The organism is Gemmatimonas phototrophica (assembly GCF_000695095.2).
GTDB lineage: Bacteria > Gemmatimonadota > Gemmatimonadetes > Gemmatimonadales > Gemmatimonadaceae > Gemmatimonas > Gemmatimonas phototrophica.
The window spans coordinates 41,619-62,113 of record NZ_CP011454.1 but is presented as its reverse complement, the minus strand read 5'-3'; the positions used below and the strand labels follow the sequence as shown (position 1 = coordinate 62,113).

At 65.3% G+C, this 20,495-nt stretch carries 21 protein-coding genes; 10 read left to right on the top strand and 11 right to left on the bottom strand.

The window, feature by feature from the left end:
- Positions 1–14 precede the first annotated feature (14 nt).
- Genes GEMMAAP_RS00270 through GEMMAAP_RS00255 form a run of 4 tightly spaced genes read right to left on the bottom strand, consistent with a single transcriptional unit; the run spans position 15 to position 4,626 of the window.
- Positions 15–1,373: a 1-acyl-sn-glycerol-3-phosphate acyltransferase gene (locus GEMMAAP_RS00270; RefSeq protein ID WP_082820936.1), complete on the bottom strand. Its 1,359-nt coding sequence runs from the start codon at positions 1,371–1,373 to the stop codon at positions 15–17.
- Positions 1,374–1,418: 45 nt separating this feature from the next.
- Positions 1,419–3,662 carry a serine/threonine-protein kinase gene (locus GEMMAAP_RS00265; protein ID WP_053333859.1) on the bottom strand — a complete coding sequence of 748 codons (2,244 nt, stop codon included), beginning with the start codon at positions 3,660–3,662 and terminating at the stop codon, positions 1,419–1,421.
- Positions 3,663–3,722: 60 nt separating this feature from the next.
- Positions 3,723–4,193, bottom strand: coding sequence for a hypothetical protein (locus tag GEMMAAP_RS00260; RefSeq protein ID WP_145978920.1), 471 nt, complete (start codon positions 4,191–4,193; stop codon positions 3,723–3,725).
- Positions 4,194–4,218: 25 nt separating this feature from the next.
- Complete coding sequence (locus GEMMAAP_RS00255) at positions 4,219–4,626, bottom strand: hypothetical protein (RefSeq protein WP_158514665.1); 408 nt, start codon at positions 4,624–4,626, stop codon at positions 4,219–4,221.
- 168 nt (positions 4,627–4,794) lie between these two features.
- Between GEMMAAP_RS00255 and GEMMAAP_RS00250 the strand changes: the two genes are divergently transcribed.
- The gene (locus GEMMAAP_RS00250; protein WP_043580278.1) at positions 4,795–5,529 is read left to right on the top strand and encodes an SGNH/GDSL hydrolase family protein; all 735 of its coding nucleotides are present in this window, start codon (positions 4,795–4,797) and stop codon (positions 5,527–5,529) included.
- A gap of 9 nt (positions 5,530–5,538) precedes the next feature.
- Here the strand turns inward: GEMMAAP_RS00250 and GEMMAAP_RS00245 are convergent, their stop codons facing one another.
- Positions 5,539–6,909 carry a M28 family peptidase gene (locus tag GEMMAAP_RS00245; RefSeq protein ID WP_082820934.1) on the bottom strand — a complete coding sequence of 457 codons (1,371 nt, stop codon included), beginning with the start codon at positions 6,907–6,909 and terminating at the stop codon, positions 5,539–5,541.
- A gap of 704 nt (positions 6,910–7,613) precedes the next feature.
- Between GEMMAAP_RS00245 and GEMMAAP_RS00240 the strand changes: the two genes are divergently transcribed.
- The 3 genes from GEMMAAP_RS00240 to GEMMAAP_RS20430 are packed head-to-tail and all read left to right on the top strand — an operon-like array spanning position 7,614 to position 9,002.
- Positions 7,614–8,195: an RNA polymerase sigma factor gene (locus tag GEMMAAP_RS00240; RefSeq protein WP_026848965.1), complete on the top strand. Its 582-nt coding sequence runs from the start codon at positions 7,614–7,616 to the stop codon at positions 8,193–8,195.
- Positions 8,192–8,821: a hypothetical protein gene (locus GEMMAAP_RS00235; protein WP_026848964.1), complete on the top strand. Its 630-nt coding sequence runs from the start codon at positions 8,192–8,194 to the stop codon at positions 8,819–8,821. Before GEMMAAP_RS00240 ends, GEMMAAP_RS00235 begins: the two co-directional genes overlap by 4 nt.
- 4 nt (positions 8,822–8,825) lie before the next feature.
- Positions 8,826–9,002 (top strand): hypothetical protein, encoded by a 177-nt coding sequence (locus tag GEMMAAP_RS20430; RefSeq protein ID WP_158514664.1) that lies wholly within the window; start codon positions 8,826–8,828, stop codon positions 9,000–9,002.
- A 152-nt stretch (positions 9,003–9,154) separates the two neighbouring features.
- Here the strand turns inward: GEMMAAP_RS20430 and GEMMAAP_RS20425 are convergent, their stop codons facing one another.
- The 3 genes from GEMMAAP_RS20425 to GEMMAAP_RS00220 all read right to left on the bottom strand — a co-directional run bounded on the left by GEMMAAP_RS20425 (position 9,155) and on the right by GEMMAAP_RS00220 (position 11,976).
- Positions 9,155–10,717 carry a 3-keto-disaccharide hydrolase gene (locus GEMMAAP_RS20425; protein WP_075071362.1) on the bottom strand — a complete coding sequence of 521 codons (1,563 nt, stop codon included), beginning with the start codon at positions 10,715–10,717 and terminating at the stop codon, positions 9,155–9,157.
- Between the two features lie 65 nt (positions 10,718–10,782).
- Entirely contained in the window at positions 10,783–11,646 is an 864-nt protein-coding gene (locus GEMMAAP_RS00225) for an aldo/keto reductase (RefSeq protein WP_043580067.1), read from the bottom strand.
- Positions 11,647–11,664: 18 nt separating this feature from the next.
- On the bottom strand, positions 11,665–11,976 hold the full coding sequence (locus GEMMAAP_RS00220) for a DUF1905 domain-containing protein (protein ID WP_053333858.1): 312 nt from the start codon (positions 11,974–11,976) through the stop codon (positions 11,665–11,667).
- A gap of 52 nt (positions 11,977–12,028) precedes the next feature.
- Between GEMMAAP_RS00220 and GEMMAAP_RS00215 the strand changes: the two genes are divergently transcribed.
- Entirely contained in the window at positions 12,029–13,018 is a 990-nt protein-coding gene (locus GEMMAAP_RS00215) for a YncE family protein (protein WP_026848961.1), read from the top strand.
- 86 nt (positions 13,019–13,104) lie between these two features.
- Here the strand turns inward: GEMMAAP_RS00215 and GEMMAAP_RS00210 are convergent, their stop codons facing one another.
- Positions 13,105–13,464: an arsenate reductase family protein gene (locus GEMMAAP_RS00210; RefSeq protein ID WP_043580066.1), complete on the bottom strand. Its 360-nt coding sequence runs from the start codon at positions 13,462–13,464 to the stop codon at positions 13,105–13,107.
- A 16-nt stretch (positions 13,465–13,480) separates the two neighbouring features.
- Here GEMMAAP_RS00210 and GEMMAAP_RS21110 point away from each other — a divergent pair, with 16 nt between their 5' ends.
- A complete protein-coding gene (locus GEMMAAP_RS21110; protein WP_026848959.1) occupies positions 13,481–14,080 on the top strand; it encodes a sugar O-acetyltransferase in 600 nt (199 codons plus the stop codon).
- A 284-nt stretch (positions 14,081–14,364) separates the two neighbouring features.
- Here GEMMAAP_RS21110 and GEMMAAP_RS00200 read toward each other — a convergent pair whose 3' ends face one another.
- The gene (locus GEMMAAP_RS00200; RefSeq protein WP_026848958.1) at positions 14,365–15,612 is read right to left on the bottom strand and encodes a dicarboxylate/amino acid:cation symporter; all 1,248 of its coding nucleotides are present in this window, start codon (positions 15,610–15,612) and stop codon (positions 14,365–14,367) included.
- Positions 15,613–15,678: 66 nt separating this feature from the next.
- Here GEMMAAP_RS00200 and GEMMAAP_RS00195 point away from each other — a divergent pair, with 66 nt between their 5' ends.
- The 3 genes from GEMMAAP_RS00195 (at position 15,679) to GEMMAAP_RS20160 (ending at position 17,706) form a co-directional block, all read left to right on the top strand.
- Positions 15,679–16,686 (top strand): YheT family hydrolase, encoded by a 1,008-nt coding sequence (locus GEMMAAP_RS00195; RefSeq protein ID WP_053333857.1) that lies wholly within the window; start codon positions 15,679–15,681, stop codon positions 16,684–16,686.
- A 78-nt stretch (positions 16,687–16,764) separates the two neighbouring features.
- Complete coding sequence (locus GEMMAAP_RS00190; protein WP_145978918.1) at positions 16,765–17,328, top strand: hypothetical protein; 564 nt, start codon at positions 16,765–16,767, stop codon at positions 17,326–17,328.
- A gap of 12 nt (positions 17,329–17,340) precedes the next feature.
- Positions 17,341–17,706, top strand: coding sequence for a hypothetical protein (locus tag GEMMAAP_RS20160; RefSeq protein ID WP_145978917.1), 366 nt, complete (start codon positions 17,341–17,343; stop codon positions 17,704–17,706).
- On the opposite strand, the gene GEMMAAP_RS00185 is transcribed toward GEMMAAP_RS20160, so the two are convergent.
- Positions 17,631–17,921 carry a hypothetical protein gene (locus GEMMAAP_RS00185; protein ID WP_026848955.1) on the bottom strand — a complete coding sequence of 97 codons (291 nt, stop codon included), beginning with the start codon at positions 17,919–17,921 and terminating at the stop codon, positions 17,631–17,633. The genes GEMMAAP_RS20160 and GEMMAAP_RS00185 overlap by 76 nt on opposite strands.
- 113 nt (positions 17,922–18,034) lie before the next feature.
- Here GEMMAAP_RS00185 and mnmG point away from each other — a divergent pair, with 113 nt between their 5' ends.
- Positions 18,035–19,999: a tRNA uridine-5-carboxymethylaminomethyl(34) synthesis enzyme MnmG gene (gene mnmG, locus GEMMAAP_RS00180; protein ID WP_053333856.1), complete on the top strand. Its 1,965-nt coding sequence runs from the start codon at positions 18,035–18,037 to the stop codon at positions 19,997–19,999.
- Positions 20,000–20,495 lie beyond the last annotated feature (496 nt).

The window sequence follows — 20,495 nt, the reverse complement described above, 5'->3', positions numbered from 1 at the left end:
CTCCCTGCCCCCCGCTACCTGCCCCCTGATTCCCCCTCCCACACCCCTCGCACCGCTTCCGCCGCCTCTCCAAGCCCCACCCGCTCCGCTGTCGACCACGACCGCGCCCGCCGCACCAACCGCCATCCTTTCAGCCAGTTCCCCCAGCGAATGGCCAGGTCACCAAAGCGCGGCAACGTGACCAGCACCGCCAGCGCCCAAAGCGGCGACCAGCCGGCCAGCGCCAACCCCACGGCCACCAAAACGGCCACCACCAACCACCAGGCAATCACCAGATACAGCCCGGGGGCAAAGCAGCGCGGCACCACGTCGGTGCGGGCGGTGGCCCCTTTTTTGGCCACCCGGTATACCAGCGCCAGAATGGGGGCATGCACCAGCCACCCAATGGCGGCAGCCGGCGCCGCCGCGCCGAGGAGCAGGAAGGAGGGCGCCAGCGACTGTTCCGCGTGCACGTCGAGGGCCAGCAGCAGACGGGCATGATCTACGCTGGAGCTGCCAATGCCGCCGGCCCGTTCCACCGCGTGCGCCAGCGTATGCGCGGCCGTTTTGATCCGAACGGCCACGCCCGATGGCCCATCGCTGTGCGCATCGGCGGCCAGCTGCGCCGCCCGCTCCAGCACCGTGGTTGTGGCCCCCAGCGGATTGCCCGGGGCAAGCCGGGCAGCCACGGCGGCCACGATTTCATCGCGGGTGGCCGCCTCCTCCCAGGTGGGGGCGTTCCGTGTCACAGTAAGCAGCGACGCCTTCAGCGCGTCGGTAAAGGCCGCCGCGCCGCGCTGCCCCTCGGGCTGCGCCGCCACCCACTCCCGCGCCGACCAAGGGGTACCCACCACGCTCAGCATGTCGCTTCCCCACGTGCGCGGGGCCTCGTACTGGCCACCGAAGGGCACGATGGTCACATCATTTTTGGCGCCAGCATCAAGATGTGTCAGCACCATCTTGGCGACACCTGTTCGCAAACGACCAATTTCCGGTACATCGTGCACACCGCCTTCCGGGAACACCGTAATGGCGTCCCCCTGGGCCAGCGCCGCTGCCACGGTGTCGTTGGCCGCTTGGTTCACCGCCGCCAGATCCACCCCTTCGGCGCGCATCTTTCGGGCGTCGCGCACACGCGCCACTGGAATGACACCCATGGCCTGATACATGGTGCGCGCCGCCCACGAGGTGGTCACACTCACCGTGGCGATATAGCGCACCGGACGGGGCGTCACGTACAACCCGGCAATCACATCGCTCAGATCGTTCGGGTGGTTCCCCACCAGAATCACCGGCCCGCTGGCCGGCACCCGCCCCAGCCCCTCCACCCGGTGTTCGCGATAAAACCAGTGCAGACACCGGTGGCACACCCAGTACACCACGTTACGAAGCATGCGGCAGGTTACTCGCCGCCGGCGCCGGCCGCTATACAGCGCCCCTTACTTGAGCGCCGCCGCCCGCTCCTCGTATTGTGTGGCCTGCACCGCGCGGTTGGTGGCCCGCAGCAGCGCCGCATAGTCGCGCAGCGTTTCCGCCAGATCGGCCGATCGCTGGTTCACTTCACGAATGGACAGCGCGCGCCGGTAGTACGGCTCCGCCTCCGCCGCGCGCCCGCTGTCGCGCAGCACCCCGGCCAGGCCGTTCAGTGAAATGGCAATGGACGAATTGTCGGGCGCATACAACCGCTCCTTCGCCGCCAGCGCCGATCGGAACAGCGGTTCGGCCACTTGGTAGCGCTTGAGCTTCCAGAGCACCTCGGCCTCGTTGTTCATCACCCCCACCGGGAGCGGATGCTCGGTGCCATACGCCTTCTCGAAAATGGGGCGCGCGCGCTGATAGTACGTGGCCGCCTCTTCGTACTTGCCGTCCAGGTAGGCGTAGGCGCCAATGTTGTTCAGCGTTGTCCCCACATCCGGATGGTCGCTCCCCAGCGCGCGCTCCTGACGGGCCAACACCACCTTCCAGAGTGAATCGGACTGGGCGTTGCGCTTCTGCCCGCGATACACGGCCGCCAACCCACGCAGGTCGCGCAGCGTGCGAGGGTCATCGGGAGTGCGCACCTTTCCATCAATCTCCAGGACGCGCAGGTACAGACTCTCCGCCTCGGCGTAGCGCGTCTGCTTCCAGCGCAGCGCCGCCAACATGGATAGCGTTTGTCCAACATCCACGTGCGTCGCACCGTAGGCGTTCTCACGAATGGCGAGTGCGCGCGTGAGGTACTGTTCGGCGTCGTCGAGCTCACCAAAGTCGCGCGTAATCTCGCCGAGCGTGGTGAGTGTTTCGCCCACCAGCACATCGTCGGGCCCCAGGAGTCGCTCGCGCGTTTGCAGCACGTCCTGCAGCATGGCGCGTGCTTCGGGATACCGTCCGAGCGCCGTTTGCACCGTGCCCATGGCCTGCATGAGACGCGACTGCAGCAACGGCTGCGCGGCCAGGTCGGTCGTGACGCGCTTGATGCCCTGCTCCAGAATGGCTTGCGCGGTCACACTGCCACGTCGCGACACGGTGGGGTCGGACTGCCGGAACAGATCCACCATGAAATCCGTCACCTGCTTGGCCGCTGCGGCGTCGCTTTCTGCACGACGTTCGGCGCGGCGCGCCTGCACGAAGCCCACCGTAGCCACCACGGAGCTCGCCACGACCATAATGGACGCCACCCCGGCCGTCATCACCCCCACCCGGTGCCGCTGCACGAACTTGCTGAGGCGATAGCGCGTGCTGGGTGGACGGGCCGTGACCGGCTCGTTGGCCAGATGGCGCTTGATGTCGGCGGCGAGTCCGTTGGCTGTTTCGAAACGATGAACCCGGTCGGGGTGCATCGCCTTCATCACGATCCAGTCGAGATCGCCGCGCAACTCTTTGCGCAGATGCCGCGGGTCGGTACGCCGACGCTGCGCAATGGTTTCGCTGCGGGCGATGGCCGTGGACAATCCCACGCTCGGCGTGGGCGGTAGCGTGTTGCCACTCGCCAGACGGGCGAGGAATTCGTAGATCCCCACTTCCACCGGATCCACCGGCAGATTGCCCACGAGCAATTCGTAGAGAATGACGCCGAGGGAGTAGATGTCGGCGCGGGTATCCACGTCCATGGCGGTGCTGCTGGCTTGCTCGGGGCTCATGTACGCCACCGTGCCCATGGCAAAACCCGCCAGCGTTTTCGCCACCTGTTCCGAACTTTGCGGCCCCAGCGCCTTGGCAATGCCGAAGTCGATGATCTTGGGCTGCGGGTGTCCTTCCTCGTCGGTGACGAGAATGTTGGACGGCTTGAGGTCGCGATGAATGACGCCCTTCTGGTGCGCGTGCTGCACCGCTTCGCAGATGCCGATGAACAGCAGCAGCCGATCACGGACCGCGAGGCGGCGCGTGTCGCAGAACTCCGTGAGCGGCAAACCGCGCACGAGTTCCATGGCGAAGTACGGCTCACCGTTTTCCGTGCTCCCGGCCTGCAGCACGCGCGCAATGCCGGGGTGATTCATCACCGCCAGCGCCCGACGCTCCGCATCGAAGCGCGCGAGCACATCGCGCGCATCGTCCAGCCCCGCGCGGACCAGCTTGAGCGCCACCCGCCGCCGCACCGGTGCGGTTTCTTCAGCTTCGTACACGACACCCATCCCGCCCTCACCAAGCAGCTGGATGATGTCGTACGGGCCGATGCGGGCGGGGTGTTTCGGGAATGCGCTCATGCCGTGGTGATGGGGTACGTCAGGGTACGTCAGGGTACGTCGTGGTGCGTCAGACCGTCGTCAGTCGACGAAGATATCGGGGTCGATCAGGACGGTGCGAGTGTTGGGGGCCGTCCCGCACACGACACGAAGGTTGTAGTGGTACTCACCCTTCGCCGCCTTGGCCTTGCCACCCTTTGGCCCGTTGGCGCTGCCCTTGCCGGGATTGAACGGCGGCGCGTCGGCAAACGGCCACTGATCCGGCGTCTTTTGCTCGATGGTCACCACCGCATCATCCGACGACGCGGTGTCAACGACGAACGTGACAACGCCATTCGGCTTCATGTCCACCACCCACTTGTTCACGTCCACATCGATCTGATTCGCGGCCGCACAGTTGGCGGTGACCGTGATCGTATCGGCGTTCTTGGCCTTTATCTCGCGATCAGACGCCGGCGGCGCCGCGCGCCCCCCGGAATCACAGGCCGCCAGCGCCACCACGACCGTGATTGACGCGGCCACTGCGACGCCCCGCCCTAAAACTCTGCGCATACACATCTCCTGGGTTGAGAGCGTTTCAGTCCACAATGATATCAGGGTCGATCAGCACTTCATCCGGTGGATTGTTCCCGGACTGGCAGACCAACTGAATGTTGTACTTGTACGTGCCGCGGCCGTTCTGGCGCATCCCATTCACCCGCGCCGGACGCCCCTTGGCGGCATTGAACGGACCACGCGTGGCAAAGGGCCAGTCGCTGGTCTCCTTGGGGGTCACGGTAATGTCGTTGCTGTTGGCGTTGGCCGCGATCACCCACTCAATCTCATCGCCCTGCTGTAACCGCACGTTCCACGGGCTCACGGTGATTTCAGTGTTGTTTGGCCCGGCACAGCGTGCGTTTACCGTCACCTGCACGACGGCCCGCGGCGACCACGGTGTCGCCGCCATGACGGCGACGGACGCCAGCAGCACGCCCCCCATTCCCATCGTCCATCTCGCCGAACCCATATGCGCTCCATTGATGCCGTAAATGTGATGACCGGTACAACCGGAATAGCTTGGAGAGCCGCCTACCCCCTCGCAAGTGCGTTCGGAGCACTGCACATGGCCGTGGCTTGTGAGGGGTGCTCGGGCAAGGCAGAATAGCCCATGCACATGACTCCCCGTTCACCCCGTGCGCGGCGCACGACCGTCGTCGCCTGCGCTACCGGTCTCCTGCTGGCCGTCGCCTTTCCTCCTCGCGTGATGTCCCAGTCTTCGTCGGCCGTCGAATTTGCCGGACTGGCGCGCTACCGCGCGGCCAACGCCGCGCTCGGTGCCCCCCAGCCGGGAACGTCGCGCGTGGTGTTCTTCGGCAACTCCATTACCGAGGGGTGGGCCCGCCACTTTGCCACCATGTTTCCGGGGCGCCCCTATGTGGGGCGGGGCATCAGCGGCCAGACCACCGCGCAGATGCTGCTGCGCTTCCGGCAGGATGTGGTGGCCCTCAAGCCCGCCGCCGTGGTGATTCTGGCCGGCACCAATGACATTGCCGGCAACACCGGCCCTGCCACGCTCGAGGAAATCCAGGACAACCTCGCCGCCATGGCCGAGCTGGCGCAGGCCAGCGGTATCAAAGTGCTGCTGTGCGCCATTCTGCCCGTGTACGACTACCCGTGGAAGCCAGGGCTGCAGCCGGCGCCCAAAATCATCGCCATCAATCGCTGGCTGAAAGCGTACGCCGCGCAGCGCGGGGCCACCTTCGTGGACTACCACACGCCGTTCGCGGACGAGCGGGGCGGCATGCGCCCCGAGCATGCGGCCGATGGCGTGCACCCTACCGATGCCGGCTACCGAATCATGGCCGGCATCGTGGAGCCACTCATTCAGTCTGCACTCAGCAAACGCTGACGGTCCCGCTCAGCGCGGAAACGCCACCAGGCTTTCCTGCCCGTTCTTGCCCACCGCCGCCACGCCAAAGAAGTAGTTGTCGATAATGACGTTCTTGAGCGTATGCTCGGTCACGTTCCCCACAAAGCGCGAGCGGGTCCAGTTCACTTCGCTCGGCTTGCGCCAGTAAATGCGATAGCCCATCACGTCGGGGCTGGGGCTCGCCTTCCAGCGCAGCGTGGGAGACGGCTGCACCGAGCCGCGAATGGTGGCGGAGTCTGGCGCGGCGGGCGCCCACGCCAATGACATGAGCACCGACGCATCCAGCGCCGTCATCTTGGCGGCGTAGTCAAAGTCCACGCCCTCCAGCACGTCGCCGTAGGCAATGCCTTTCTCGGTACGCAAATCCTGGTGCTGCTTGGTGTAGTCTTCGTGCGCTTCCATGAGACGCACCGCCGCCGCACCCAGATTGAAGAACGGCGTGTGGTGTCCACCGCGACCATAGCGATCGAGGCGGTAGATGATCTCCACGTCCATGTTGGGGTGGTAGCGATCGGCCACCAGATCGATGTAGCGCGCCAGCTGACGACTCGGCGTATCGAGCTCGCCGCCGTTGGTGAGAATGCGGCGCAGTTCGGCCGGCGGCGTATTGGCCGGCAACCCCGGCGCAAAGACGCGCGCCTTGGTGTTTTCAAACACGCCGTCAATGCCGCGGCTGTTCCCCACCATGTCGTTGTTGATCACGGCATCAATGCGCCACCCTTCCTTCTGCGCCACCTTGGCCACGATCTCGCCACCAAAGAGCCCCTGCTCTTCGGCGCTCAGCGCCACAAAGGCCACCGACGCGGCGTACTTGTGCTTGCTCATGAGACGGGCCGCTTCCAGCAGCGCCGCCACACCACTCGCGTTGTCGTTGGCCCCCGGTGATTCGCTGGTCCCGTTCATCACGTCGGTCACGCGCGAATCAATGTCGCCGGTGTGCACGATGTAGCGATTGGGTTCGGTGGCGCCGCGCAGAATGGCCACCACGTTTACCACGTTCACGTCGTCCTTGATACGCCCCGTGGGGCTCCCCTTCCACACTTCCTCGATGTAGCGCACTTCCAGACAGCCGCCGCACTGCTTCGAGATGCTCTGGAACTCACCGTAAATCCAGCGACGCGCCGCCCCAATACCACGCGTGGTGGACATGGTATCCGACAGCGTGTGACGCGTGCCGAACTTCACGAGCGTCGTGATGTCCTTTTTCACGCGGTCGGCCGAGGCATTGGCGACCGCCTCATGAATGCGGGCATCCTCGGCGATGGGCGGGGCGGTGACGGTCTGGGCAGCAGCAACCGCCGGCGCGAGCAGGACCATGGCGGCCGCACGGCGAAAGGCGGAATTGGATCGAGGGGCCATCGGGAAATCCGGGTGAGAGTCAGGCGCCGGCTTGTGGCGACATCTGGTATACGACCTTGGCAGCGGAGGTGCTGAGGTGCTGAGTTTCCGTGCGCGCGACCGCCCGGCACAACCCCACACGCTCCTTCGCGCGTTGCTTCGGGGGTGGCCCGGTGCGCGCGACCGCCCGGCACGACCCCACACGCTCCTTCGCGCGTTGCTTCGGGGGTGGCCGAGCAATGCTCACGCATTGCCGGCGTCACCCCCTCAGAGACGCGCGGCGGAGGTGTGGGGCCGCGCCGGGCTCACGGGGCGAGTGCGCCAACCGATCAGTTTCGAGTTCCTGGTTTGAGTCATGGGTTCTGGGTTCGGGCAATGCCACGGTCTACCCGCAACTCAATACCCGAACCCAAAACCCGGAACTGATCAGTTCCCCCGCTGCCCCCAGCCCGCGCGCACCCCAAAGCGAGCGCAGCGACGCGCCCACCCTATCGCGTAGGCACCACGACCGCGGCGGATGGCCCGAGGCTGACGGCGCGCGGCCCCCTCCCGCCCCGACCGCGCGTCTCTGAGGGGGCACCGCCCCCGAAGCAACGCGCCAAGGGGTGGGAGGGGGTCGCGCGACGGGGCCCACACCCAAACCCACACCCAAACCCACACCCAAGCCCACACCCAACCCGCCGCCCCCCTGCAACCATCGGGCACGAAACCCCGTCTAACCCGATGTGACGATTCCCGCCGAACCCGGGTTGGATGGCGTGCCCGATCCTCATTCACCCCCCGATGCGCTCCTGATCCGCCAGGTGCTGGCCGGCCAGACCGACGCCTTTGCGGCGTTGGTTGACCGGTACCACGCGCAGTGTCTGCGTGTGGCCACCCATCTGCTGGCCGATTCCGACGACGCCGAAGACGTGGTGCAGGACGCCTTCGTCCGCGCCTACCGTCATCTGGGCAGTTATCACGAGCGCGACAAGTTTGGCGGCTGGCTCATGCGCATTCTGGTGAACCAGTGCCGCACGCGCGCCACCAAGAACGCCCGCTACGTGGCGCTCGACCCGGAGCTGCACACCGAGCATCTGTCGGTGAGCGCTGACGACGATGCGCTGAGCCGCCGCGCCGAGTTGGCGCACGCCATGTCCCATCTGGGGGCGGAAGCGCGCGAGGCGCTGGTCTTACGGTTCGGCGAAGAACTGAGCTACGAAGAGATGTCGGCCCTGACGGGCGTGGGTGTGTCCGCGCTCAAGATGCGTGTTCAGCGCGCCTGCCAACGTCTTCGCACCCTGCTTACGGAGCACCTGTCCTCATGAAGCCCGGCGCCTTTTCCCCCGACCACCACGACCAGCCGCCCACGTGGATCGTGGACGCGCTGCGCGCCCCGGTGGCGTCGCGCCCCGAAGCCCGCACGCGCATCATGCACGCCGTCCGTGGCTTGCCAACGCCGCGCCTGCTATCGGCCCCCATGGTGCAGCACGCCTCGCGCTGGCGCCGCCGCGGCTCGCTCACCGGGCTCGGGGGTGTGCTCCTCACCGCCATGCTCATGCTGGCCGCTACGGTGCGCCAGAGTGACCAGCGCGACCTGTCCGCCCGTGTGCAGCCGTCGGCGATCGTGCTGGGCGACAGCGCCGTGCCGGTGCGCGGCGCCGACTCACTCGCCGCCATCATGCAGGGCCGCCTGCTCGACACCATGAAGGTGGTGGAGTACGTGGTGCGCGGCAGCGACGTGCGCGATGTGCAGGTGCAACGCGCCCTGCGCGACCAACAGGCCAACGAAGCGCATGTGGTGCCCTTCGAGCCCACGCGCCTCACCCGCGTCTCCAGTACAGAATGGCGCGTGCGCGCACTCCTGCCGCGTGACGCCATTGCCGTGTCGTTTCAGGTGAACGACTGCACGCTCGACCCGGTGCAGGTGCGCGAACTGGCCACGGAGCTGTAACCGCATGGCCCTTGACAGACAGACCGCTGTGGCCGGTGGCATCACCGCGCTGACACTGCTGCTCGGCTACGTCGATCTCTGGCGCGGCGGCGATATCATGGCGCCGATGTTGCTGGTGCTGGGTTACGTGATTGGCGTGCCCGCAACGCTGCTGGCCACATCGCGCGATTGGCAGGGCTGAGAACAGCCAGAGGTTCTCTTCACCTCCTCAGCTCCACACCCCCCTCAATCTGGTACGGGCCCGATCGAAGGAGGTGGGGAGGTGCAGAGGAGCGGAGCATGGCTTTAGCATTTCTCCGCGCACTCCGTCCCTCCGTGCCTCCGACGAGCTCTTTACCGAGCCCGCCGCCGCGCCCCGAGCCGCCGCAGTTCCGCTTCCGCCACGTTGAAGCCAAAGCCCGGCCAGCCACCGCTCTGCACCGCACGCTGCCACGCGGCCCGCGCGTTAACGGTATCGCCCTTCACCATGTACCAGTTGCCCAGGCCATAGGCGAGCGTGGAGATGCTCACGTCATCCACTTCGTTGTCACCAATGAGCTGCTCCGGGGTGATCTCCCCCCGATACAGCTTGAGCCGCGTGACGTACGCGTACCCCGGCGGCGCCGGCTTGGGGTCAGGCTGCTGATCAATACGTTTGACCAGCATGGCATTGGCTTCTGCTACACGCCCCGCCCGCGCCAGCGACATCCACAACCAGTCCGTACTGCCGGCCCGCTCGCCACCATCCGGCGCCACGGGCTGTGCGCGCGCAAACAGGGCGGCCGCGTCGGCAAAGCGCCCGGCGTGAAACCGCAGCACACCAAGGTGGAACAGAATGCCGTAGTTCGTGCCATCCAGCGCCAACCCGCGCGTAAGGTCGGCCTCCGCCTTGGCAAACTCGCGCACCGACAGATAGCGATGCCCGCGCCAACGCAGCAGCATCGCTTCGTCTTTCACGTTGCGACCCGTAGCCGGTAGCGCCGCCAGTCCACGCGTAAACGTGGTAATGGCTTCGCGAAACTGCCGCACCCCCGACTGCGCCACACCTAGCGCAATCACGTTGCTCACATTGCGATAGTTGCCGCCGAGTGCCGCACGCGCTTTCACCACGGCATCCGTCTCGCCGAGCGCACGAAAGACATCGCCCTGCGGCGTGCGGTACTGCACCGTTTCCTGTGGCAGCGCCTCCAGGTTGCGCACCCACACGTTACGGAAGCGCACCGGATGATCATGGTCCTGCAGCATGAGCGGCAGCCGGTCCTCATGCTTTTCGTACGGCGGGCGCGAACCGTTGGCCGTAGGGCCAATGAGCGCGCGATGATCCTGCACCAGCACGCCGTTATGCACCACCGTAAGCACCGCGGGCTGCAGCACCTTGCCGGTGGCAGCAAAGCGCGGTCGCTTGTACGTGATGTCGTAGCTCTGCCACTCCCCCGGCACTCGGCTCGCATTCACCAGCGGCGGATACTGCCCGTACAAACTCGCCGCCTGCCCGTCGGCGTACGTGGGGTTCTTGTACGAATCGAGCACCTGCACTTCGTAGCGGCCGCCGCCAAAAAACACGCCGCTGTTGCCGCGGTCCTGATCGCGCCCCTTGGACGGATTGGGGGACATGAACTCGATGTGCAGCTGCACATCACCAAAGGCGGCGCGCGTTACCAGCGTGCCCGTGCCCGGCGTCACTTCAAAGGCGCCATCCACCACGCGCCACTTGGCCGGCGTGCTGTCGCTCATCATCCACGCGTTCAGCGACGCGCCATCAAAGAGCACCACCGCATCACGCGGCGGCAACACACTCACATGTGGCCCGGGCGTCACCACCGGCGGCGCCGGCCGCGCCCGCGAATGCTGCGGCCATCCTCCCAACGGCGCCTGCTGCGCGCTCAGCGGAAACGCAGCAAGAAGCGCCCCCATCATCACCGCAGTGCCCCTGCCTCCTGCCCCCTGCCACCTGCTCCCTGCTCCCTGTCTATGGCGGCCCCTCATGGCACCTCCTCCCCCGTCGCCGCGCAAAGAATCTCCGTCCACTCCTGCGCATCCAGCCGCACCCCCACCGCCGCCACCGCTTCCTGCATCGCCTCAATACGACGCGAGCCGGCAATGGGATGCGGCCGGCTGGGATGCCGCAGGATCCACGCAAACGCGACCGTCGCCGCACTCACGCCATACTGCGCACCAATGCTGGTAAGCACCCCGCGCACGCGCATGGCGTCTTCGGCGTGGCTGGTGAACAGCGCACCGCCCGCCAGCGGCGACCAGATCATGGGATGCGCGCGCATGCGCTGGGCCTGATCGAGCGTGCCATCGTGCAGCGGCGCCCGGTGCAGCGGGTGCCACTCAATCTGGTTGGTCACCAGCGGAAAGCGCGCGTGAAGCAGTTCGAATTGCGCGACGCTGAAATTCGACACGCCAAACTGCTGCACCTTGCCGCTCTCCTGCAGCCTCTCGAACGCGCCGGCCACTTCATCCGCATCCATGAGGGCATCGGGGCGATGCAGCAGCAGACGTTCAATGTGGTCGGTGCCGAGCGCCGCCAAACTGTTCTCCACGCTGCGCACAATGTGCTGGGCCGAGGTGTCGTAGTGCTTGATGCGCGTATCGGGGCGCGCCGGCACGCGCAGCTGAATGCCGCATTTGGTCACCAGCTGCATCCGCTGCCGCAGCCCCGGCGCCAGCGCCAGCGCCTCGCCAAAGAGCGCCTCCACGGTGTACGCGCCGTAGATGTCGGCGTGATCAAAGCTCGTCACGCCCAGTTCGAGACACTGCTCAATCCAGCGCAGGCGCTCCTGCGGCGTCCAGTTCCAGGAGGCCATGCGCCAGACACCGGCAACGATGGGGGAGAGCATGAGCAGAAGAGTTATAGGTTACAGCGCGGAAAACTGAATGCGACACGTGACGTGATCACCTTCGCCCAACGACCCTCGTACCTTTTTCGGAAGCGCCAGGAGCGTCCGACCATCTTTCCCGCGCCACACGCTGGTTTCCCATGATACGCCACCCATCGACGCCGTGACCGGGGTTCGTCCCCAACCGTGCGTGACCGGCGGCGCCAACTCGTCGGGCACCTCAACAAAGGTCCAGCCGCCCTTGCCAGGATAACGGAACAGGGTGGCGGTAAACGTCCCGCTGAACGAATGTCCGACGGCGTTCGTAGCCGAAAAGCGCGATCGTGCCATGACGCGATCTTATCGCGCCAGACCGTCCCCCGCACCCTACCGGAAAATTCTCATGCGCCGCGCCTTTTTGCTGACGGCCCTGCTGGCCATCGTCACTCCCCTGCACGCGCAGGTGGCTGGACTCACCGGCACGCTCGTGGTGACCAACAAGACGCCGGGCACGGCCACCATCATTGATGTGGGGACCGGCGCCACGCTGGCCACGCTCCCCACCGGCAACGGGCCGCACGAAATCGTGCTCACGCAAGACGGGCGCACCGCCATCGTGACCGATTATGGTACCGGCCCGGCACCGGGGAGCACGCTCACGTTCATCGACGTCCCCAGACGCAAGGTGACGCGCACGGCCTCGCTCGGCGAATACCGCCGCCCGCATGGTCTCGTGCTGCTCCCCGGCGACTCGCTCGTGGCCGTCACCAGCGAAGCCAACCGGGCCCTGCTGCTGGTGCGCGTCGCCACGGGAGAAATTCCCAAGGTCATTCCCACCAACCAGAACGGCTCGCACATGGTGGGCATCACCGCCAGCGGTACCCGCGGCTGGACAGGCAACATTGGCAGCAACACCGTCTCAGAACTCGATCTCGTGGCCGGCACATCGCTGCGCACCATTGCCGTGCCCAACCAGCCGGAAGCCATCAACGTGACCCCCGATGGCGCCGAGGTGTGGGTGGGGAGCAACCAGACCGGGCTGATCAGTGTGGTGAACAGCGTCTCCGGCACCGTGAGCACGGCCGCCGAGGGCTTTGGCTGGCCGTACCGTGTGCTCTATTCGCCCGACAGCAAGCTCGTACTCATGCCCGACCTGCGCAAAGAAGAGCTGCGCTTCATTGACCGCGCGTCGCGCAAGGAACTCGCGCGCCTCTCGCTCCCCGGCAAAGGACCGCAGGGCATCATCTTCGCCCCCAACGGCACGTACGCCTTTCTGTCATTCAGCACGGGCAGCGCCGTTGCCATTATCGACGTGGCCCAACGCAAAATTGTCGGTGAACTCAAGGCCGGTGAAACACCCGATGGCGTGGTCTATACGCCGAGAGTTTTCTAACTCACAACGCATGACTCAAGCGCAAAACCCGGAACTGATCAGTTCCGGGTTATGGGTTCGAGTCATGGGTTATGAGTGTTGCCTGATTACGCCAGCCAGTCCTTGAACAGCTTCTCATCAACACCCACGCACAACTTGTTCTGCAGTCGTACCAGCGGCTGCTTCAGCATGAACGGTTCGTCGGCCAGGATCGACAGCCACTTCTCTTCGCCGTAGAGCGCCGTGCGCAGCCCGAGGTCGGCAAAGCGCTTGCTGTCGCGATCGAGAATGGCCTCCACGCCGAATTTCTGCGTGAACCGCTTCAGCTCACCCAGCGAGGCGGCACGCTCGGCGAGGTCCACGAAATGCGTTTTCACGCGGCGTTCGGCAAAGAATCGCAGCGCTTTTCGGGTATCGGCACTCTTTTTGGTGCCAAATATCTGAACAAGGAGGTCGGCCGGGGGCATCGGGGTAATTTAGAACATGACCAATGCCCCAGAAACCGAGCGGACCCGCATGCGTGCCGGACTGCCGTACAATTCGCGCGATCCGGAGCTGCTGGCGCTCACCCACCGGGCCCGGGCTCGGCTGCAGCAGTTCGAGCAGACGCCCTCCAACGCCACCGTACCGCGGCTGCAGGTGCTGCGGGACCTGCTGGGGCACATTGGCGACGGGGTCTGGATTGAGGCGCCGTTCTTCTGCGACTACGGGGCCCACATCTCCATCGGAGCGCACACGTTCATCAACATGAACGTCGTCATGCTCGACTCGGCCAACATCACCATTGGCGAGAAGGTCCTGATTGGTCCGGGCGTGCAGCTGCTCACCGCCTCGCATCCGGTGGCCACGGCCGAGCGCCTGCCCGCCGAGTGGACCCCTGGCAGCGGACAGTCCCCGTATGTGACCACCGCCAGCCCAATCGTGATTGGCGACGGCGCGTGGATTGGCGCCGGTTCTCTTATCATGCCCGGTGTCACCATTGGCGCAGGTGCGGTCATTGGCGCCGGCAGCGTGGTGACCAGCGATGTCCCGGCGGGAATGCTCGCCTTCGGGAATCCGTGCACGGTGCAGCGGGCGGTGTAGCGGGCGGCGGGGCTTCTCGGCTTCCGGCGGGGCCATAACTGCCACCGGGACAACTGCAGGCCGGGACAACAGCATGACCTACTGCATGACTACTGCATGACAAACAGCGGGTGACGGAGTGGGAGTCAGCGATCACTGCTGATGATGACTTTTGGGGGGAACTGCCCCAACCCACTAGTCTCCCGCAGTCACCCCGCAGTAACCCGCCGTTAGTCATGCTGTTCGTCATGCAGTAGGTCATGCTGTTGTCCCGCCCAGCTGTTGTCCGGCCCAGCTGTTGCCCCTTACATCCCCGCCTCAGCAATCGCGCGCTTCTCATCATCGAACGCGTTTTCACTGCGTGACACCACCAGCGTGGCCACGCCGTTGCCAATGAGATTCGTAATGGCGCGCGCTTCGCTCATGAAGCGATCCACGCCCAGCAGCAGCGCCACCCCTTCCACGGGAACGGTGCGCGTCGCGGCCAGTGTTGACGCGAGCACAATGAACCCCGAGCCCGTTACACCTGCCGCGCCCTTGCTGGTGAGCATCAGAATGCCCAGGAGCGTGAGCTGTTCGCCAATGGGCAGATCAATGCCGTACACCTGCGCAATGAAGATGGCTGCCATGCTGAGGTAGATACTCGTGCCATCGAGGTTGAACGAATACCCGGTGGGAATAACGAGCCCCACCACCGGCTTGGCGCAGCCGTAGCGCTCCAGCTTTTCCAGCATGCGCGGCAGTGCGGCTTCGCTGCTTGAGGTGCCCAGCACCAGCAGAATTTCTTCCTTGATGTAGCGCAGAAACGGCCAGATGCGGAAACCGTACGCGCGACAGATGGAGCCGAGCACAATGAAGATGAACAGCGCCATCGTGACGTAGACATCGAGCATCAGGCGTCCCAGCGGCAGCAGCGTCTTGAGACCGAAGGTGCCCACCGTATACGCCATGGCCCCGAACGCGCCCACCGGCGCCAGCACCATCACCATGGCCACGATGCGAAAGAACACCGCCTGGAAACGCACCAGCAGATCGGCAATGTCGCGCCCCGCATCACCCACGGCGGTGAGCGCTACACCAAAAAGTACGGCAAAGAACACCACCGGCAGCAGATCGCCACTCGCAAACGCGGCCACCACGTTGCTGGGCACGATGTGCAGGAAGAACTCCAGCATGCTCTGCTTTTCGCCGGCCGCGAGATATTTGCTCACGTCCCCCTTGGCGAGCGCACTGATGTCGAGTCCTTTGCCCGGCTTCGTGAGATTCACCACCACCAGCCCAATGCCCAGCGCAAAGGTGGATACAATCTCGAAGTAGAGCAGCGCCTTTCCTCCCACGCGCCCCAGCTTGGACAGATCGGCCATGCTGGCAATACCATGCACGATGGTGAGGAAGATGATCGGCGTGATCACCATCTTCACGAGATTGATGAACGTGTCACCAATGGGCTTGAGCGACTTGGCGAAATCCGGGGCGACGACGCCGAGGAGGACACCGAGGGTCACCGCGACGATGACCTGAAAGGTCAGGTTGCGGACAATTTTCTTGAGCACGCGGAGGGGGACGCGAGGAAGGCTGTGGAACGGGTGCGCCAAGTCTAACACTTAGATTGCGTGCGCATGATGCCTTCGTCCCGTCCATATCGCCCCGCCTGGTGGCTCCCCGACCCGCACAGCGCCACGCTGTGGGGACGCCTGGGGCGCCGGGAGCCGCGGCTGCCCGTGCGGACGGAGCGCTGGGACACCCCCGACGGCGACTTTGTGGAGCTGGCTCGGCTCGACGGTCAGCGCGGTCCCGACAGTCCTCGGCTCCTCCTCTTTCATGGCCTTGAGGGTGGTGTGCACTCGCACTACGCGCGCGCCATGTTCCGCGAGGCCCGGTCCCGGGGGTGGGCCGCCGACCTGCTGCTCTTCCGCACTTGTGGTTCGGAGCCGAACCGCCTACCCCGGAGCTACCACTCTGGCGAGACCAGTGACCCGCTCTGGGTGGTCCGCCAACTGGTCACCGCCTTCCCCAATGCTCCGCTGGGGCTCATGGGTGTGAGCCTGGGGGGCAACGTGCTCTGCAAGATGCTGGGGGAGGAGGGGGATGCACTCCCGGCGCAGGTGCGTGGGGCCGTGGCCATGTCGGTCCCGTTCGATCTGGCCGAGGCGTCGCGGTATATCGGGCGGGGGTTCGGGGCCGTATACGAGAAGTTCTTTCTCAAGTCGCTCATCCCCAAGGCGCTGGCCAAGATCTCGCGGCATCCGGAGTTGGCCCCGCTGCAGGTGGTGCGGCAGGCCCGCACGCTCTGGCAATTCGACGATGCCTTTACGGCGCCGTTGCACGGGTTCAGGGATGCCGCCGACTATTACGCCCGCGCCAGCTCCCTCCCGTATCTTTCGCGTATTCAGCGCCCCACCTTGCTGCTCAGTGCGGTGGACGACCCGTTTCTTCCGCCGGCGGTGCTGGACCGGGTGCGCACTGAACTTGCCGGCAATAGCGCCGTCGAGATGGAATTCCCGGCTCGCGGCGGCCATGTGGGGTTCACGTCGTACTCGGGTCCGCTCACGCCCTGGTATTATGGCGAGTGGCGGGCGGCCGAGTTTCTGGGTCGAAGGATGGAGCCGCGTGGTGCAGCGCTCTAGCTTTGACGAGGTGGGTGCGGCGCGATAGGTAGCCTGGTAACAGGTGGCGTTGGCGTGTCTTTGTCGGAGAGTCCTGCGGTGACAGTGGTGACGTTGGCGTTTTTCGTAACGGGGTTAGTGCTCGGGGTCTATGCCATGCTGCATGGCACCGAGCGCTCGGTGGCACCCATGGGTGCCCCGCACGAACGGCGGAGTGAGCACAACCCGGCGTCAGAACCGTCGGCGCTCTTCAACCTGGCCAGCATCGCCGCGTTTGGTGTGGTCTTTGGACTCACCGGGTACCTGCTCGACCGACACACCGGGTTCAGCTGGGTGGCGTCACTCGTGGTGGCACTGGTGGCCGGCGGTGGTGCCTATGCGCTGCAGTCGCTCCTTATTGCGCGGTGGGCCATTCCCAGCGCGCGCGCCGATGACATGGACCCGCGCTATCTGTTGCAGGGCACGCTGGCGCGAATCACCCACGAGGCACAGGCCAATGGAACGGGCACGCTGGTGTACGAGCTGGACGGACACGAATGCACGTTGCCGGTGCGGTCCCTCGACGGGGACGCACTCGCCGAGGGCATCGAGGTCGTGATTGACCGGGTGGACGAGGGCGTGGCGTTCGCCGAGCCGTGGTCTGCGGTTGAGCAGCGGCTGTAACGGAGAAGCGCGATGCCCGGACGCTGGAGCTGGACCGATGCCTACATCTTCATCGCCGTCATTTCGGCGTTGCAGATCAGCATGTTCTTGCTACTCACCAAGGTGTATCTGGTGATGCTCCCCGAGGGCGCGCAGTGTCCGGTGTGCGACGGCGATACGCTCGCCGTGCAGCGCAAAGGGTGGCGTCGGTTTCTGGGGTTTCGCGTGCGCTACAGCTGGTGCACCGACTGCGGCTGGGAAGGGATGCACCGCCGTAGTGATGCCTGGATGGCGGCGCACCGCAAAGGGCGCCGCTGGGGCCGTCAGACCCCGGCGTCCATGACGAACAGCTTGAGCCAGTCCGGCCAGTTGCCGCTGAACTCGAAGAAGTCGTCGTAGTAGGCCAGCCCCAACTCCTCGAGCTGGGCAATGAGGTCGGAGAGCGTATCCTCACCCACCAGCGGGCCAATGGCAATGAGCCCGGCTTCCACCCGAAACTCGTCGGCGGTCAACGAGAGCGCCTCGTCGAACTGGGCGCGGGTGAGACCCACGCGTTCAAACGCGCTCTTCTTGATGAGCAGCGTGGGGGCGGTGTGCGAGAGAGTGAGAGGCATGCCGGAATTTGGTTCGGTGCGATAGCCGGCGGCAGTGGAGCCGTGGGAGCACGATGCGGCATGGCCGCAAAGAAATCGGCAGCAACAGCGATCGTTTGTTTTACCTTTTGAGCATGCCGACTGACCTCATCCCCTCCCCCACCAGTGCCACCCTCGAAGCCACGTTCGATGTGATCGTGGTGGGCGGCGGACATGCGGGTACCGAAGCGGCGGTGTCGGCCGCCCGCAGTGGGGCCAAGGTCGCGCTCATTACCGGCGCGCTTGAACAGATCGGGCAGCTCTCCTGCAATCCCGCCATTGGCGGCATTGCCAAGGGGACCGTGGTGCGCGAGGTGGATGCGCTGGGCGGTATCATGGCGCGCGCCACCGACCTGGCGAGTGTGCAGTTCCGCATGCTCAATCGCGGCAAGGGGCCGGCCGTGTGGGCGCCGCGCGCGCAATGTGATCGCGGATTGTACCGGCGAGCGGTGCGCACGTTGCTGGAAGCGCAGCCCAATCTGCTCACCATGCAGGGGATGGTCGCGCGGCTGCTCTTCGACGAAGGCGCTACCGCCGGTACCCGTCGCATTGCCGGCGTGGAAACCGCCGAAGGGCGTCGCTTTGGTGCGCGTGCGGTGGTGCTCACCACTGGCACCTTTGGACGTGGCACCATGCACATTGGCACCGGCACGCGCATCAGTGGTGGCCGCGCTGGTGAAGCGCCCAGTGTGCTGCTGGGTGAACAGCTCGACGCCGTAGGGCTCACTACAGAGCGTTTCAAGACCGGCACACCGCCGCGCATCGACGGGCGGAGTGTGCGCTACGACGTGACGGAGCGACAGGACAGCGAGATTGAGCTGTTCGATTATTCGTGGTCGCATTTCTGGACCACCCCGCGCCGCTCGCACCATGCGGAGAGCACCACGCGTCATCCGGTGCAGATGCCCTGCTGGATTACGTGGCTTGAAGAATCGGGCACAGAGATCATCACCGATCATATCAATGAGTCGGCGATGTACGGTGGCGCCATTGCGTCACGCGGGCCGCGCTATTGCCCGAGTGTCGAAGACAAGGTCGTGAAGTTTCCCGACAAGACACGACATCAGCTCTTCCTCGAACCCGAGGGGCACGACACCACCGAGCTGTATGTGAACGGCCTCTCCACGAGTCTGCCGGCACCGGTGCAGTTGGAGATTCTGCGCTCCGTGCCGGGGTTGGAGCATGTGCGCATGACCCGCGCCGGCTACGCGATTGAATACGATTACTATCCGCCCACACAGCTCGATGCGTCGCTCGGTTCGCGCGCCATTGATGGGCTGTATTTCGCCGGGCAGGTGAATGGCACCACCGGCTACGAAGAAGCGGCGGGTCAGGGCGTCATTGCCGGCATCAACGCCGCGCGGTGTACGCAGGCGCGTGAGCCACTCGTACTGGGGCGCGAAACGAGTTACATCGGCGTGCTGGTGAATGACCTCATCACGCGCGGCGTTGATGAGCCGTATCGGCTGTTTACCTCCCGCAGCGAATTCCGGCTCACCGTTCGGCAGGACAACGCGCTGTCGCGATTGGCACCGATTGCCGACGAGGCCGGGCTGTTCACCGGCGTGGAACGCGATGTCATGGCCTCGCGCCTCTCGGCGGTGCGCGATGCGCTCGCCCTGGCCGAACGCACCAGCATGACGCCGGAGGTGGCCGACCCGCTGCTGGTGGCCGCCGGCTCCCGTCCGCTGCAGCATGCGGTGCGGGCGGTGGAGCTTACCAAGCGGCAGGACATTTCCCTGCAATCGCTCTTTGATGCCGCCGGGGTGGGCGCCGATCTCCCACGGGATGCCGTAATTGGCGCCGAGCTGGAGATCAAATACGCCGGCTACTTCGACAAGGAGCGCTCGCGCGCCGCTCGGCTCACTGCCCAAGGGGCCCTGCCCCTCCCCACGTCGCTCAAATACGACGAGATCCGAACGATCTCCATTGAAGCGCGGCAGAAACTGGCCCGCCTGCGCCCCGCGACGCTGGCCCAGGCCAGCGCCATTCCCGGCATCAGCCCCGCCGACCTGCAGAACCTCATGTGGGAAGTCCGGCGCCAAACTACATCTATATAGATGTAGGGGACGGGGAGCTCCACACCTCCGATCCTCCTCACCTCCTTCGTTCGGGCGCGGCGTTCCCGTCGGTTAGCCCGTTGCGAGTCGCTGGCTTCGAAGAGGCTGAACGGCAACGGCGAATGGACCTGGCGCGGCGTTTCCGCTGCAACTCTGCGATTGGCAAGATGTGGTTGTGCCAGAACGTTGGAGTTGAGGAGGTGAGGAGGTGATGAGGTCGGTATTTTCTCACTTTTGGTGCTTCTGATGTGAAATGGCTTAATACTGGCTCTATAGTGATTGTATAAGATAGGAGTATTTGGTCCCTTGAAACCGTCTCGTCCCACACGTTCCAAGGCGGAGAGGGCCCTGTTCTTGAACCTTGGTGACCAAACGGGGTCTGGAGGGGTAGAATTCAGGAGTTGTCTTCCCAATTAGCGGCCACGGGGCCGGGAGAGCATATGCGCCAGCCGATGTCATATCGTGGGTTGTACCGAACGATCAGCCCGAGGGGTGT

Excerpts from the sequence above, each read along its gene's own strand:
- GEMMAAP_RS00210 (WP_043580066.1), bottom strand. The coding sequence starts at position 13,464 with ATGCCCCCGGCCGACCTCCTTGTTCAGATATTTGGCACCAAAAAGAGT.
- GEMMAAP_RS20430 (WP_158514664.1), top strand. The coding sequence starts at position 8,826 with ATGGCCCTTGACAGACAGACCGCTGTGGCCGGTGGCATCACCGCGCTG.
- GEMMAAP_RS00255 (WP_158514665.1), bottom strand. The coding sequence starts at position 4,626 with ATGGGAATGGGGGGCGTGCTGCTGGCGTCCGTCGCCGTCATGGCGGCG.
- GEMMAAP_RS00225 (WP_043580067.1), bottom strand. The coding sequence starts at position 11,646 with ATGCTCTCCCCCATCGTTGCCGGTGTCTGGCGCATGGCCTCCTGGAAC.
- GEMMAAP_RS00260 (WP_145978920.1), bottom strand. The coding sequence starts at position 4,193 with ATGCGCAGAGTTTTAGGGCGGGGCGTCGCAGTGGCCGCGTCAATCACG.
- GEMMAAP_RS00215 (WP_026848961.1), top strand. The coding sequence starts at position 12,029 with ATGCGCCGCGCCTTTTTGCTGACGGCCCTGCTGGCCATCGTCACTCCC.
- GEMMAAP_RS00195 (WP_053333857.1), top strand. The coding sequence starts at position 15,679 with ATGATGCCTTCGTCCCGTCCATATCGCCCCGCCTGGTGGCTCCCCGAC.
- GEMMAAP_RS00185 (WP_026848955.1), bottom strand. The coding sequence starts at position 17,921 with ATGCCTCTCACTCTCTCGCACACCGCCCCCACGCTGCTCATCAAGAAG.
- GEMMAAP_RS00245 (WP_082820934.1), bottom strand. The coding sequence starts at position 6,909 with ATGGCCCCTCGATCCAATTCCGCCTTTCGCCGTGCGGCCGCCATGGTC.
- GEMMAAP_RS00235 (WP_026848964.1), top strand. The coding sequence starts at position 8,192 with ATGAAGCCCGGCGCCTTTTCCCCCGACCACCACGACCAGCCGCCCACG.
- GEMMAAP_RS21110 (WP_026848959.1), top strand. The coding sequence starts at position 13,481 with ATGACCAATGCCCCAGAAACCGAGCGGACCCGCATGCGTGCCGGACTG.
- GEMMAAP_RS00270 (WP_082820936.1), bottom strand. The coding sequence starts at position 1,373 with ATGCTTCGTAACGTGGTGTACTGGGTGTGCCACCGGTGTCTGCACTGG.
- GEMMAAP_RS00250 (WP_043580278.1), top strand. The coding sequence starts at position 4,795 with ATGACTCCCCGTTCACCCCGTGCGCGGCGCACGACCGTCGTCGCCTGC.
- mnmG (WP_053333856.1), top strand. The coding sequence starts at position 18,035 with ATGCCGACTGACCTCATCCCCTCCCCCACCAGTGCCACCCTCGAAGCC.
- GEMMAAP_RS00265 (WP_053333859.1), bottom strand. The coding sequence starts at position 3,662 with ATGAGCGCATTCCCGAAACACCCCGCCCGCATCGGCCCGTACGACATC.
- GEMMAAP_RS00220 (WP_053333858.1), bottom strand. The coding sequence starts at position 11,976 with ATGGCACGATCGCGCTTTTCGGCTACGAACGCCGTCGGACATTCGTTC.
- GEMMAAP_RS20425 (WP_075071362.1), bottom strand. The coding sequence starts at position 10,717 with ATGATGGGGGCGCTTCTTGCTGCGTTTCCGCTGAGCGCGCAGCAGGCG.
- GEMMAAP_RS20160 (WP_145978917.1), top strand. The coding sequence starts at position 17,341 with ATGCCCGGACGCTGGAGCTGGACCGATGCCTACATCTTCATCGCCGTC.